We start from the raw sequence: 13,473 nt of genomic DNA on the forward strand, positions 1-13,473 counted from the left end.
ACTGGCCATGCCCACACGCGCAATAATGATCCAGGGCACAGGCTCTAACGTGGGCAAATCGATGCTGGTTGCGGGGTTGTGCCGTGCAGCGCTACGGCGCGGTATTTCGGTCGCGCCATTCAAACCGCAGAACATGTCAAACAACGCCGCCGTCACCCATGACGGAGGCGAGATCGGCCGCGCGCAAGCCCTCCAAGCGATGGCCTCGGGGCGCAGCTTGTCAGTGCATATGAACCCCGTTTTGCTCAAGCCCGAAACCGACACCGGCGCGCAGGTCGTGGTACAGGGCCGCGCGCAATCCCGGCTCGAGGCGGGCGATTTCGGGGCGGCCCGCAGGGCGTTGCTCAAACCCGTTCTGGAAAGCTTTGGCATTCTTGGCAAAACCGCTGACCTGATCATCGTCGAAGGCGCGGGCAGCCCGGCCGAGACGAACCTGCGCAAGAACGACATCGCCAACATGGGCTTTGCCCGCGCCGCGAATGTGCCGGTGATCCTGGCCGGAGACATCAATCGCGGCGGGGTGATTGCCCAGATCGTGGGCACCCAAGCGGTGATGGACCCTGACGATGCGGCCATGGTCGCGGGCTTTTTGATCAACAAATTTCGCGGTGATGTGCGCCTGTTTGATGGCGGATACCAAGACATTATCGACCGCACGGGCTGGGCCGGATTTGGTGTTCTACCGTGGTTCAGCGGCGCGCATTTGCTGCCCGCCGAAGACGCGGTTGATCTGGCCCGCGCGCGATCCGCCGGCGCGTTTCATATCGTTTGCCCCATGCTTTCGCGTATCTCGAACTTTGACGATCTTGATCCATTGGCCGCAGAACCCACGGTGCGGCTGACCATGATCCCGCCGGGCACACCATTGCCTGCGGATGCGGATCTGGTGATCTTGCCCGGCACCAAATCGACGCGCGGCGACCTGAATTTCATGCGCGCCCAAGGGTGGGATATTGATCTGCTGGCCCATGTTCGGCGGGGCGGCCATGTCTTGGGGATTTGCGGCGGCTATCAAATGCTGGGGCAGATTGTGGATGACCCCAAAGGGATCGAAGGCCCGTCAGGTCAGGACGCGGGGCTTTGCTTGCTGGATGTGGAAACCCTTATGGCGGCGGATAAAACCCTGACGCACGTCACCGCGACCCATAGCGCCACCGGTGCGCAGATTGACGGGTACGAAATTCATATCGGCCAAACCAAAGGGCCCGATTGCCAACGCCCCTATTGCCAGATCGACGGGGTGCCAGATGGCGCGGTTTCGCGTGACGGCAAGATCGCAGGCACCTATTTGCACGGGCTGTTTTCCAACGACAGCTTTAGGAAATCGTGGTTGGCGCAATACGGGCTGGCCGCCGCGCCAGTATCCTATAGCCAAACAGTCGAGGATACGTTGGATCAACTGGCCGATCACATGGAGCAGCACTTGGATGTGTCAGCGATTCTGGCCAGTGCCGGCCCCGTCTGAACATTGGATCAATCACGCCCTTGTGTCTTTGGTTAATCACATCAATACATGCGCCACCTAATAGGAAGTATCTTAAATGGAACGTAATCTCACTCTTGTTGCCTTGTTTGCAGCACTTATTGCGGCGCTTGCGCTGATCCCCCAGTTTACCTTGGCCTTTGGTGTGCCAATCACGGCGCAAAGCCTTGGTATCATGCTGTGCGGCACCGTTTTGGGGTCCAAACGCGGTGCGTTGGCTGTGTTGCTTTTCATGTTGCTTGTCGCCATGGGCTTGCCCCTGCTCGCAGGTGGGCGTGGCGGTCTGGGATCGTTCATGTTGCCGTCGTCGGGCTTTTTGATCGGCTTTCCCTTTGCCGCGTTTGTTACCGGCCTGATCGTTGAAAAATGGCAGGGTCCGTCGCTGGCCATCACCGCGGGCATCGCGTCGGTTATTGGCGGCATTATCGTGCTCTATGCCTTTGGTATTGCCGGTCTTGCCATCGCGTTGGACAAAACCCTGCTGGAATCCGCAGCATTGGTCACGGTCTTTATCCCCGGTGACATCATCAAGGCGGTACTGGCGGGGCTGATCACAGCGGCGCTGTTCAAGGCCCGCCCGGCAAGCGTGTTGTCACGCGCCTAAAACCACGCGCCTAAAACCACGCGGCTAAAACATTTTGAAAGCGCCCTGATTACGGGGCGCTTTCGCCTATGTCCCAAAACAATCCCGTCATGATTTGCAGCCCGCTTTCACAGACAGGTTTCAGCACATGTTCATTCGGGGCGTGCTGATTACAGCCAAGATAGCTGTGGGGAATCCATACCGTTGGCAGCCCCAAAATATCAGAAAAACATTCATTCGGCAGGGATCCGGCCAGGTTTGGCAACACATGCGGTGCCATGCCGGTTGTCTGTGTGATCGATGTTTTGACATAGGTGACCCAAGGGTGGGTAGGGTCCAACCGCGTGGCGGGAAAAATCTCGGCGTGGGGGACGATCTGCACCTTTTGCAACCCGTGCGCATCCAGATGGTCGCGCAGGGCAGGCAGCAATGCCGCCGGGTCCGTGCCCACGACATAGCGCAACTGGCAGGTCGCCCGCGCTTTGCCCGAAATGGCATTCACCGGTGCATCAGGCACGCCGCTGGTCATGGCCAACACGGCAAAGGAATTCCAGCCATAGGCACGCTCTGCCGGGGTCAGGGATTCTTCGCCCCAATCTTCGTCAACGGGGGGAAAGCTGTCTTGAACTATGGGCAAGCCGTCCAGCGCGTCGCGGATGGTCTGGGTCAGGCTGTCAGGCCGCCATTGCGGAATGCGCAATTGGCCGCGTGCGTCGGTGATGGATGCAATGGCGTGGGACAGCAGCATCGCAGGATCGGCCAGCAATCCGCCCCAATTCCCCGAATGATGCGCACCTTCGCGCAGATCAACGACCAGATCAAAGCTGGCACCGCCGCGCGCGCCCATAAACATCGTTGCGCGATCAGGCCGCAACCGTGGCCCGTCCGACGCAATCAACACATCCGCCGACAACAGGTCTTTGTTGGCGCTGCAAAAGGCGGCCAACCCCGGTGATCCGATTTCTTCGCTCATCTCGAAAATGATTTTGACGTTGAACCCAAGGTGGCCCCGCGTCGCCAAAACCGTTTCCAAGGCTTTGAAGTTGATCAGATGTTGAACCTTGTTATCCGCCGCCCCGCGCCCATACAGGCGGTCACCATCTTCAGTCAGATCAAACGGGCTCAGCCCCGCGCGCCATTGGTCGGTTTGCGCACGGGTCACGTCGCCATGGCCATAGGTCAAAACAGTTTTGAAATCAGGGTCTTCGATCCGCAGCGCCACCAAAAGCGGCCCGCCGGACGGATCGGGATTGTCGTGTATCCGGGTCTCGAACCCCATCGCTTGCAGTCGCGGTTCGATCGCCTCAACCAGATAGCGGGCCAACTGCGGCTTTTGCTCTGGCGCTTGGCTTTCCGTTTGAAACGCGACCAGCGTCGCAAGGTCTGATTGTAGTGTCCCGCTGTCAAAATAGGTCTGTGCAGTCTTGATCGCCGCCTCGCGGGCCATCGGGTTATCGGCGGGCATACACGTCCTCATACCTAATAATGTCGTCTTCGCCGAGATAGCTGCCTGTTTGGACTTCGATCAGCACCATGGGAACTTTGCCGGGGTTTTCCATGCGGTGGACGGCCCCCAGCGGGATGTAGACGGATTGGTTCTCGCTGATCAGTTGCACGCTGTCATCAACGGTGATTTTGGCGGTGCCTTCGACCACGATCCAATGCTCGGAGCGGTGGTGGTGGCTTTGCAAACTTAGCGACGCACCGGGGTTCACCACGATACGTTTCACTTGAAAGCGCCCGCCGATAACGAGGCTTTCGTACCAGCCCCAAGGCCGGTAATCGCGGGGCAGTTGGATCGCTTGGCTTGATCCCTTGGCCTTGAGCGCATCAACAGCTTCTTTGACGCGCTGCGCCTTGGATTTATCAGCGACCAGCACCGCGTCGCCCATGGCGATGGCCACGATGTTGTCCAGTCCGATGCCCACCAGCTGCAACCCGTCGGTTTCCGACCGCAGCAGCGTATCGGTACAATCAATCGCGGTGGCATTGTCGGAACACACATTGCCCTGCGCATCGGGGCCGGATTCCATCCACACGGCATCCCAGCCGCCCAGATCGGACCAGCCCGCGCCAAAGGGCATCACCGCCAGATTGTCGGCCTTTTCCATGATCGCATAATCGACCGAGATATCGTCGGCCTTGGCCCATGCGGCAGGATCAAGACGGGTAAAGCCTAGGTCCGGGTCGGCCTTGTTCAGGGCGTCAGTGACGGCCTTCAGCAAGGCGGGCGCATGGGTCTCATAGGCGGCAATGATCGCATCGGCGGTGAACAGGAAAATACCGGCATTCCACAGGAAATTACCCGCGGCCAGCATCTTGGTCGCGCGGTCCGCATCCGGTTTCTCAACAAAGCGCGCCAGTGTCTGGGGTGTGTCGGCACCTGCATCCGCACCCGTCGCCAACTCAAGATAGCCATAGCCGGTTTCAGGCCGCGTGGGCGTGATGCCAAAGGTCACCAGATCGCCCGACTGCGCCCGCGGCACGGCGGCCTGAACGGTGGCCGCAAAGGCATCCGTGTCGGGTATCACATGGTCAGACGGGGCGACCAACATCAACGCGCCGGGGTCGGTTTTGGCAATCCACAACGCAGCAGCAAGGATGGCTGGCGCAGTATTGCGCCCCTCGGGCTCGATCAGGATACCCATCGCGGCTTGTTCCACCTGCGCCAGCTGTTCGGTCACGATAAAGCGGAACGGGTCACCTGTCACAATCACAGGGGCCGCAAAACCGTCGCCAGACAAACGCCGCGCCGAGGCTTGGAACAGGCTTTCGTCGCCCATCAGCTTGGCAAACTGTTTGGGATAAGACTTGCGTGACAGCGGCCACAGGCGCGTACCAGAACCGCCACAAAGAAGGATAGGATGGATCATGATAGGAACCTTAATAGCGATTAATCTAACGAGACATTAACAAAATCTGCGGGGTCAAGTCTGCAACCCGGCGCGGTTAAGCATCTAGACCCGCAGACCAGACAATGCCTCGACGGCTTCGGGGATCGGATAGTGGTGGTTGCCGACAAACAGCCCGTTCACATCAATATACTGCGCGTTCGGCAGGGTGCCGTGAATGACGTGGGGGATATGCTCCATCACCGGGTTCTTGGTGAAATTGCCGGCCACGATGGGGCGGCATTCAAACCCGAGGCCGTCCAGTTTGGTCACCAGTTCACTGCGCGTGATACCAACATCCGGGCGCAACAACAGCGAGAACCCGAACCAGCTGCTTTCGCCGATTTCTTCTTGCAGGGTGAACAGCGGATGGTTTGACAGCCCGTCAACGAACAGCTTGGCATTGTCGCGCCGTCCCTTGATCAGGTCGGGCAGTTTCTTCAACTGTTCCTGACCCAATGCACCCGACATTTCCAGCGGGCGCAGGTTGTAGCCGGGCAACACAAAGTTAAAGCTTTCCTCGAAGGGATCATCGCTTTTGGTGCCGGTCACACGGTTTTCCTTGGGCAGGTGCCGCGTCCAGCCATGCGACCGCATGGACAACATGATATGGTACAGCTCTTCGTTATCGGTGGTCACAAGGCCACCTTCCATGGTCGAAATATGATGCGAGAAAAAGCTGGAAAAGCTGCCCACATGGGCGAATGTTCCGGTCTGTTTGCCGCCAAACGTGGCACCCATAGATTCGCAATTGTCTTCCAGCAACACGATCTTGCGGTCGCCGATGATTTTCTTGATCCGGTCGAAATCATTGGGGTTGCCAAGCAGGTTCACGATCATGATCGCGCGGGTCTTGTCGGTGACGGCCTCTGCCAGCGCATCAAGGTCATAGTTCAGCGTGCCACGGTCGATATCGACAAATTTCTGAACCAGACCGTATTGGGCCAGCGGGTAATATGTCGTGGACCAGCTCACGGCGGGCACGATGATCTCGTCCCCCGCTTTCAGGCGCAGATCCTCGTTTTTGGAATAGAACAACGCGCCGGTCATCAGCAGGTTCGCAGACGATCCGGAGTTAACCATGATCGCATATTTCGATCCAAAAAACGCAGCAAACTGTTCTTCAAAGCGCCGGACCTCGGGGCCCATTGAATACATGTCTGACTTGATCACCCGTTGCAGGGCGTCTTGCTCGGCCTGATCCCAAGAGGAGGTCGCAAGAGGAAAACGCGGGCTCATGATTTTGATGTCTCCAGATAGTATTGATAGGTCTTGGTGATGCCATCCTCGAGCGAGGTTTGCGGCTGCCATCCCCATGCGGTTTGGCGCGATGTATCGGACAGCTTGCGGGCCATTCCCGTGGGCTTGCTCAGATCATGGGCAAAGCTGCCCTGCCATCCGATCACCCGCGCAACTGTCGCGTAAAAGTCGTTGATGCTGTGGTCATGGCCGACGCCGACGTTCATCAGATCGGGAATGTTTTCAATGTCATCCGCCGCGCGAAATATCGCATCGGCCAGATCGGCAGAATACATGAATTCGCGCCGCGCCATGCCGTCGCCCCAGATTTCTACAGTCGGATCACCCGCCAGTTTGGCGTCATGGACCTTTTGAATGATGGCGGGCAGCAAATGCGACACGTTTGGATCAAACTTGTCATAGGGCCCGAATAAATTGCACGGGATCAACGTCTTGTACTGAAACGTCGGGTCTTCGCGGCGAATATACTGGCACAACCGCAACGCAAATATCTTGGCAATCGCATAGCCTTCATTCGTCGGCTCCAGCTCTCCGGTCAGCAATAAATCCTCGCTCAGCGGGTTCGCAGCGGCGCGGGGATAAATGCAGGTCGATCCCAGATTGATGAACCGCTTCACGCCGGCCTCATAGGCCCCCATGATCACGTTCCGACCGATGGTAATGTTGCGATCCAGAAAGGCGACAGGTTCGGCCATATTGGCGCGGATGCCACCGACCTTGCCTGCGGAATGCACAATCAGATCAGGCTGTTCGGCCTTGATGAATTCAGCCACGGCAGCGCTGTTCATCAGGTCCAGTTCGCGGCTCGACGGGGCAACGATCTGCCACTTCGCGGCGGCGGCGTGATCCTGAACGTTGCGGCCCACCATGCCGGAACCACCGGTGAGGAAAAGTTTCCCTGACATGGATTAATCCTCGCGTGCGATAAACGCATCAAAGCCGTGATCGACCAGCAGGCGCGCACGTTTGGCGATTTTCAGATCGCTTTTAACCATTTCGGCACACATTTCCTGTGTGGTGATCTGCGGTTCCCAGCCTAGTTTGGCCTTGGCTTTGGCGGGCGACCCCAGCAGCGTTTCCACCTCGGCGGGGCGGAAATATTTAGGATCGATTTTCAAAACCACATCGCCGGGTTTCACGCCGGGGGCGTCGTCGCCTTCAATGCTGTCCACGATCGCGCGTTCCTCAACGCCGGTCCCCTCAAACCGCAGGGTAATCCCCAGCTCGGCGGCGGACCATATGATGAACTGGCGCACCGAATATTGCACGCCGGTCGCGATTACGAAATCATCGGGTTCGTCCTGTTGCAGCATCATCCACTGCATCCGCACGTAATCCTTGGCATGGCCCCAATCGCGCAGCGCGTCGATGTTGCCCATGTACAGACAGTCATCCAGACCTTGGGCGATATTCGCCATCCCGCGCGTGATCTTGCGTGTGACGAATGTTTCGCCGCGACGCGGGGATTCATGGTTAAACAAGATGCCGTTGCAGGCGTACATGCCGTATGCCTCGCGGTAGTTCACCGTGATCCAATAGGCGTACATCTTGGCCACCGCATAGGGGCTGCGCGGGTGGAAAGGCGTGGTTTCGGTCTGCGGGGTTTCCTGCACCAGACCGTATAATTCCGATGTCGAGGCTTGGTAAAACTTGGTCTTCTTCTCAAGGCCCAAGAACCGGATTGCCTCAAGCAGACGCAAGGCACCGGTGGCATCTACATCCGCGGTATATTCGGGCGATTCAAAGCTGACCGCGACGTGGCTTTGCGCACCAAGGTTATAGACCTCGTCGGGTTGGACTTCGCTGATGATCCGCGTCAGGTTCGAACTGTCGGTCAGATCGCCATAATGCAGGTGCAGCTTGGGGTTTTCCTCGTGGGGGTCTTGGAAAATGTGATCGATCCGCTGGGTGTTCAATGACGATGCCCGCCGTTTGATCCCGTGCACCTCATAGCCCTTTTCCAGCAGAAATTCCGCCAGATAGGACCCGTCTTGGCCCGTAATCCCAGTAATCAATGCGCGTTTCGTCATGGATAGCCCCGTTTCTGCCGTCAACATTATAGCGGCCCCGTAAGTGCAGGGCTAATTGTTGTTTAATCAGGATACGGGCGCACTGGCAAACTGATGCGGCATGTCTTTGGCGCAGATCAGCGGTTTCGGCGCGATATTGCCCTTGAGGGCAAAGAAAAACCCCGCCCCCCAAGCTAGGGGACGGGGCTGGATCGTTTAGCCGATGATGGCGTTCAGCGTGGCCGAGGGGCGCATGACCGCCTCGGTTTTGGCTGGGTCCGAATGGAAATACCCGCCCAGATCAACGGCTTTGCCTTGGACCTCGGCCAGTTCGGCCATGATCTTGTCCTCGTTCGCGGCCAGCTTTTCCGCGATGGGGGCAAAATGTGCGGCCAGATCGGCGTCGCCGGTCTGTGCGGCCAGCGCCTGTGCCCAATACAGCGCGAAATAATAGTGGCTGGCGCGGTTGTCGGGCTGGCCGACTTTGCGCGATGGCGACTTGTTGTGATCCAGGATGCCTTGGGTGGCATCATCAACCGCTTTGCCCAAAATCCGTGCCTTTTCGTTGTTCTTTTGATCGGCAAGGAACTTGAGGCTTTCACCAAGCGCACAGAATTCACCCAGTGAATCCCAACGCAGGTGGTTTTCTTCGACCAACTGCTGAACGTGCTTGGGGGCAGACCCACCAGCACCGGTTTCAAACAAACCACCGCCCTGCATCAGTTTCACAATCGACAGCATCTTGGCCGAGGTGCCCAGTTCCAAGATCGGGAACAGGTCGGTCAGATAGTCGCGCAGCACGTTGCCGGTGATCGCGATGGAATTGGCTCCGGTGCGGATCGTTTCCAGCGTCTGGCGCGTGGCCTTGGCGGGCGACATGATCTGGAACTTGTCGGCCACGCCTTTGGCTTCAAGGATCGGTTTGACATAGGCGATCAGCTCGGCGTCATGCGCGCGGTCTGCGTCCAGCCAGAAAATCGCCTCGCAGCCTTCGGCTTTTTGACGGTCGATGGCCAGTTGTACCCAGTCTTCGATCGGTGCCTTGCGGGCCGATGCAGCACGCCAGATGTCGTTCGCCTCAACGCTATGTTCGGAAATCACATCGCCATTGGCCGCGATCATCTTCACGGTGCCATCGGCAGGAATTTCAAACGTGGTGGGGTGCGAACCGTATTCTTCGGCCTTTTGGGCCATCAAACCGATGTTCTGCACAGTACCCGAGGTCGTCGGATCCAGCGCGCCGGTTTCTTTGAAATACTTGATGCTTTCGTCATAGACGGGCGCATATGAATTGTCAGGGATCACACAGTTGGTGTCGTGTTCCTTGTTGTCCGGGCCCCAGCCCTTGCCGCCAGCGCGGATCAGCGCGGGCATGGACGCGTCGATGATGACGTCGGACGGCACATGCAGGTTGGTGATGCCCTTGTCCGAGTTGACCATATACATCGGCGGACGTGCGGCCATGGCGGCTTCGACTGCGGCAACAATCTCGGCGTTGCCCTCGATACGGGCCATCATATCGCCGATACCTGCGTTCGGGTTCACGCCCGCGGCCTTCAGCTCAGCTTCATATTTATCGAACACCGGTTGCAGATAGGCGCGCACAGCGTGGCCGAAAATAATCGGGTCCGATACTTTCATCATCGTCGCTTTCATGTGCAACGAAAACAGCGTGCCGTCTTTCTTGGTTTCTTCGATCTGCTCGGCCAGGAATTTATCCAGCGCCTTGGCAGACATGAACGTCGTGTCCACAACGGTGCCCGCCGGGAATGTCACGCCGTCTTTCAACACGGTCTCGGACCCGTCAGCCGCCACATGCACGATTTTGGCCGCACCGGCTTGGGCGTCTGTCAACGTCAGCGATTTCTCGTTCGAGAAGAAATCACCGCCCGACATCGCGGAAACCTTGGTTTTGCTGTCCTTGGACCATGTGCCCATCGAATGCGGGTTGGCCATCGCGTATTTCTTGACCGCAATCGCGGCACGACGGTCAGAGTTACCTTCGCGCAGAACCGGGTTCACAGCCGAGCCTTTGATCGCGTCATAGGCGGCGCGGGCTTTTTTCTCGGCGTCGGTGGCGGGGGCCTCGGGGTAATCGGGCAGGGCGTAGCCTTGGGATTGCAGTTCCTTAACGGCGGCCACCAATTGCGGGACCGACGCGGAAATGTTCGGCAGCTTGATCACGTTGGCATCTGCGGTTTTCACCAGATCACCCATCGCGGCCAGATCATCCGATTGCTTTTGATCGGCATTCAGCGCGTCAGGAAAGGCCGCCAGAATACGGCCCGCCAGCGAAATGTCGCGGGTGCCAACAGACACGCCCGCCGCATCGGCAAAGCTGCGAATGATCGGCAGCAAGGAATAAGACGCCAGTTCAGGTGCCTCGTCGACCTTGGTGTAAATGATGTCAGGTGCGTTCGTATCAGCCATGGTTTCAAGCCTTTCAGGAAGTTTGGTATGCGATAGTACACTAAAGCGGAAATATCCACCTCATCTGCGCAAGATATATCGTCATTTTGCAAGAACGACAGCGGGTTTCGCATTGCCTGTGCCCGCCCGTGCCGCGCCGCCACAACGCATCCTGTGGCGAAATCATAGGGTTGGCCTTTGTCCTGCCATCGGCCAAGGTGCGCGCAAACAGCAGTTTCAAAAAGGCGCGAAACGATGAAATCCTATCCCAAGGTCTGGTTCATGCGGCATGGTGAAACCGAATGGAATGCCCAAGGGCGTGTGCAGGGCCAAACCGAATCCGTTCTGTCGGCGCGCGGTTTGCGGCATGCAGAACAACAGGCGCGGTTGATGGCCCCCATTCTTGAGGCCGATCTGCCGTGTTTTGTGTCGCCGCTGAAGCGCACACGCCAGACAGCCGACATCGCACTGGGCGGCCGCAACTATGAAACAGACGACCGCCTGAAAGAGGTGTTCGCGGGCGAATGGGAGGGCCATTTGCGCGCTGATATCTATAAGAATCTGCCCGAAGGTATCACGCCCGACAGCCCGCATATGGAATTCTATTCTGCCGCCCCGGGTGGCGAAGGTTTTGATACATTCCAAGCCCGCGTGCGTGATTTCGTGGCGACGCTGACGCGGCCAACCGTGATTGTTGCCCATGGCCTTAGCGGTCAGTTGCTGCGCGGCGAATTATGCGGGCTCAGTCGGCCCGAATTGGGGCAACTGACCAACCGTCAGGGCTGTGTCTATGTGCTTGAAAACGGTGTCGAAACGGTGCTGGAACTAGACGAAACTGTTTGAGCCTGTGACGGGTCGCCGGTTGGATAAAGGAACGCTTTGATGGCCAAGAAAACCACTGTCTCGGTTGTGGGCTGCGGTCTGATCGGTGCCAGCTGGGCGGCGTTGTTTTTGCGCGCGGGCCATGATGTGCGGGCATGGGATCCTGATCCGCAGTCGCTTGGCGGCTTCCGGGATCGGGTTGCGACGCCACTGGCACAATTGGAACAGATCGGCGCGTCGACGGCTGCCCAAGGGGTGCTGCACCTAAGCGCCGATCTGGCCGACGCGCTTGAGGGCGCGCGTTTGGTTCAGGAAAACGCCCCCGAAAACGTGCCGTTGAAACAAGACCTCTATGCCCGGATCGAAGCGCTGGTCGCGCAGGATGTTATCATCGCCTCCAGCACCTCGGCGCATCCGTGGTCGCACCTGTCTGTCGGCATGAAACACCCCGACCGCCTGATTACCGCGCACCCGTTCAACCCGCCGCATCTGGTGCCTTTGGTGGAAATCTTTGGCACCGATGACGCGGTGGTGGCATGGGCCGAGGCATTTTACAGCGGCATCGGCTCCGCCCCGGTCACGCTCAAGAAAGAAGCCGTGGGTCATATTGCGAACCGGCTTGCCTCCGCGCTGTGGCGCGAGGCCGTGCATATCGTTGCCGAAGGGATCGCCGACGTCGACGCCGTGGATAAAGCCTTGGTGAACGGCCCCGGCCTGCGCTGGTCGGTACTGGGCGCACATATGGCCTATCATCTGGGCGGTGGCGCGGGCGGGATGGCCGGATATCTGGACCATCTTGGGGCCAGTCAGGAAAAACGTTGGGCAAGTTTGGGCAACCCCAGCCTGACCCCGGATGTACGCGAGAAACTGGTGAACGGTGTGATGGCCGAGGCCGCAGGGCGTAGCATTGCCGAATTGGAAGCAGAGCGCGACGCGGCGCTGATTGCCTTGGCAAAGCAGCGTCTAAAATCAGATTGATTTGCGGGCCCGCATCGCTGCGGTGATCGTGCCATCGTCAAGATAATCCAGCTCACCACCAATCGGAACGCCTTGGGCCAGCGACGTCAGGCGCACCTGCCCGTCAAGCTGGTCCGCGATGTAATGCGCAGTGGTCTGCCCGTCGATTGTGGCGTTCAGGGCAAGGATGATCTCGGTGATGTTTTCCGTCGATACGCGGTCAATCAGGCGCGGAATGCGCAATTCCTGCGGGCCAATGGCATCCAGCGCGGATAGCGTGCCGCCCAACACATGATAGCGCCCCTTGAACACGCCCGAGCGTTCCATCGCCCACAGATCGGCCACGTCTTCGACAACGCAGATTTCGCCGTTGGCGCGTTTTTCCGACGTGCAGATGTCGCAGACATCGCTGGTGCCGACATTGCCGCAATTCAGGCATTCCCGCGCCGTGGCTGCCACGGTTTGCATCATATCGGCCAATGGTGTCAGCAGAAGGGCCCGTTTCCGGATCAGATGCAGCACCGCGCGCCGCGCTGATCTGGGGCCAAGGCCCGGCAGCCTCGACATCAGATCAATCAGGGCATCGATATCGCGTGTGCTGCTCAAGGGTGCGGGCCTCGCTGGGGTTTCAAAAAGAGATTTTATGCCTTCGGCGAGGATTTAGATCCATTTGGAAAGATCAAAAGGGCAGCTTCATGTCGGCGGGCAGGCCCATGCCTTCGGTCAGTTTGCTCATCTCGGACTGGGCGCGATCGGTGGCTTTGGATTGCGCGTCTTTGATCGCGGCAAGGATCAGGTCTTCGACGACTTCTTTTTGGTCGCCGTTGAAAATCGACGGATCAATGTCGAGCGATTTCAATTCGCCCTTGGCGGTGCAGGTCGCCTTGACAAGGCCGGCACCGGATTCACCTTCGACGATAATATTGTGCATGTCTTCTTGCATCTGCGCCATCTTGCCTTGCATTTCCTGCGCGGCTTTCATCATTTTCGCCATGTCACCCATGGCACCCAAACCTTTTAACATCGTGTCGTCTCCTGAATTTCGTGTCTTGATCTATA

Annotated in this window: 12 protein-coding genes; 4 read left to right on the top strand and 8 right to left on the bottom strand. The window is 58.3% G+C overall.

Going from position 1 to position 13,473, the window contains the following annotated elements:
- The first annotated feature begins 7 nt into the window (after nt 1–7).
- Both KZZ06_RS06870 and KZZ06_RS06875 read left to right on the top strand, forming a co-directional pair.
- The gene (locus tag KZZ06_RS06870) at nt 8–1,465 is read left to right on the top strand and encodes a cobyric acid synthase (RefSeq protein ID WP_219579322.1); all 1,458 of its coding nucleotides are present in this window, start codon (nt 8–10) and stop codon (nt 1,463–1,465) included.
- A gap of 76 nt (nt 1,466–1,541) precedes the next feature.
- Complete coding sequence (locus tag KZZ06_RS06875) at nt 1,542–2,087, top strand: biotin transporter BioY (protein ID WP_219579323.1); 546 nt, start codon at nt 1,542–1,544, stop codon at nt 2,085–2,087.
- A 49-nt stretch (nt 2,088–2,136) separates the two neighbouring features.
- Here the strand turns inward: KZZ06_RS06875 and KZZ06_RS06880 are convergent, their stop codons facing one another.
- The 6 genes from KZZ06_RS06880 to KZZ06_RS06905 all read right to left on the bottom strand — a co-directional run bounded on the left by KZZ06_RS06880 (nt 2,137) and on the right by KZZ06_RS06905 (nt 10,656).
- Complete coding sequence (locus tag KZZ06_RS06880) at nt 2,137–3,513, bottom strand: M20 family metallopeptidase (RefSeq protein ID WP_219579890.1); 1,377 nt, start codon at nt 3,511–3,513, stop codon at nt 2,137–2,139.
- Nucleotides 3,514–3,517: 4 nt separating this feature from the next.
- Nucleotides 3,518–4,939: a mannose-1-phosphate guanylyltransferase/mannose-6-phosphate isomerase gene (locus KZZ06_RS06885; protein WP_219579324.1), complete on the bottom strand. Its 1,422-nt coding sequence runs from the start codon at nt 4,937–4,939 to the stop codon at nt 3,518–3,520.
- An 84-nt stretch (nt 4,940–5,023) separates the two neighbouring features.
- Entirely contained in the window at nt 5,024–6,196 is a 1,173-nt protein-coding gene (locus KZZ06_RS06890) for a DegT/DnrJ/EryC1/StrS aminotransferase family protein (protein WP_219579325.1), read from the bottom strand.
- Nucleotides 6,193–7,122, bottom strand: a complete 930-nt coding sequence (locus tag KZZ06_RS06895) for a GDP-L-fucose synthase (RefSeq protein WP_219579326.1) — start codon at nt 7,120–7,122, stop codon at nt 6,193–6,195. The genes KZZ06_RS06890 and KZZ06_RS06895 overlap by 4 nt, the downstream gene beginning before the upstream one ends.
- A 3-nt stretch (nt 7,123–7,125) precedes the next feature.
- A complete protein-coding gene (gmd, locus tag KZZ06_RS06900; RefSeq protein WP_219579327.1) occupies nt 7,126–8,247 on the bottom strand; it encodes a GDP-mannose 4,6-dehydratase in 1,122 nt (373 codons plus the stop codon).
- A 195-nt stretch (nt 8,248–8,442) separates the two neighbouring features.
- Complete coding sequence (locus tag KZZ06_RS06905; RefSeq protein WP_219579328.1) at nt 8,443–10,656, bottom strand: NADP-dependent isocitrate dehydrogenase; 2,214 nt, start codon at nt 10,654–10,656, stop codon at nt 8,443–8,445.
- A 234-nt stretch (nt 10,657–10,890) separates the two neighbouring features.
- Here KZZ06_RS06905 and KZZ06_RS06910 point away from each other — a divergent pair, with 234 nt between their 5' ends.
- Together KZZ06_RS06910 and KZZ06_RS06915 are read left to right on the top strand one after the other, a co-directional pair.
- Nucleotides 10,891–11,478 (top strand): histidine phosphatase family protein, encoded by a 588-nt coding sequence (locus KZZ06_RS06910; RefSeq protein ID WP_219579329.1) that lies wholly within the window; start codon nt 10,891–10,893, stop codon nt 11,476–11,478.
- Nucleotides 11,479–11,517: 39 nt separating this feature from the next.
- On the top strand, nt 11,518–12,435 hold the full coding sequence (locus KZZ06_RS06915; RefSeq protein ID WP_219579330.1) for a 3-hydroxyacyl-CoA dehydrogenase NAD-binding domain-containing protein: 918 nt from the start codon (nt 11,518–11,520) through the stop codon (nt 12,433–12,435).
- On the opposite strand, the gene recR is transcribed toward KZZ06_RS06915, so the two are convergent.
- Nucleotides 12,427–13,020 carry a recombination mediator RecR gene (recR, locus tag KZZ06_RS06920; protein WP_219579331.1) on the bottom strand — a complete coding sequence of 198 codons (594 nt, stop codon included), beginning with the start codon at nt 13,018–13,020 and terminating at the stop codon, nt 12,427–12,429. The two genes, KZZ06_RS06915 and recR, sit on opposite strands and share 9 nt — an antisense overlap.
- 73 nt (nt 13,021–13,093) lie before the next feature.
- Nucleotides 13,094–13,438, bottom strand: a complete 345-nt coding sequence (locus KZZ06_RS06925) for a YbaB/EbfC family nucleoid-associated protein (protein ID WP_219579332.1) — start codon at nt 13,436–13,438, stop codon at nt 13,094–13,096.
- Between the last annotated feature and the right edge of the window lie 35 nt (nt 13,439–13,473).

This window comes from Sulfitobacter sp. CW3, assembly GCF_019392245.1.
Taxonomy (GTDB): domain Bacteria; phylum Pseudomonadota; class Alphaproteobacteria; order Rhodobacterales; family Rhodobacteraceae; genus Sulfitobacter.

Coding starts and splice junctions, on each gene's coding strand:
- KZZ06_RS06910 (WP_219579329.1), top strand. CDS start 10,891: ATGAAATCCTATCCCAAGGTCTGGTTCATGCGGCATGGTGAAACCGAA.
- KZZ06_RS06880 (WP_219579890.1), bottom strand. CDS start 3,513: ATGGCCCGCGAGGCGGCGATCAAGACTGCACAGACCTATTTTGACAGC.
- gmd (WP_219579327.1), bottom strand. CDS start 8,247: ATGACGAAACGCGCATTGATTACTGGGATTACGGGCCAAGACGGGTCC.
- KZZ06_RS06890 (WP_219579325.1), bottom strand. CDS start 6,196: ATGAGCCCGCGTTTTCCTCTTGCGACCTCCTCTTGGGATCAGGCCGAG.
- KZZ06_RS06905 (WP_219579328.1), bottom strand. CDS start 10,656: ATGGCTGATACGAACGCACCTGACATCATTTACACCAAGGTCGACGAG.
- KZZ06_RS06925 (WP_219579332.1), bottom strand. CDS start 13,438: ATGTTAAAAGGTTTGGGTGCCATGGGTGACATGGCGAAAATGATGAAA.
- KZZ06_RS06875 (WP_219579323.1), top strand. CDS start 1,542: ATGGAACGTAATCTCACTCTTGTTGCCTTGTTTGCAGCACTTATTGCG.
- KZZ06_RS06885 (WP_219579324.1), bottom strand. CDS start 4,939: ATGATCCATCCTATCCTTCTTTGTGGCGGTTCTGGTACGCGCCTGTGG.
- KZZ06_RS06915 (WP_219579330.1), top strand. CDS start 11,518: ATGGCCAAGAAAACCACTGTCTCGGTTGTGGGCTGCGGTCTGATCGGT.
- KZZ06_RS06895 (WP_219579326.1), bottom strand. CDS start 7,122: ATGTCAGGGAAACTTTTCCTCACCGGTGGTTCCGGCATGGTGGGCCGC.
- KZZ06_RS06870 (WP_219579322.1), top strand. CDS start 8: ATGCCCACACGCGCAATAATGATCCAGGGCACAGGCTCTAACGTGGGC.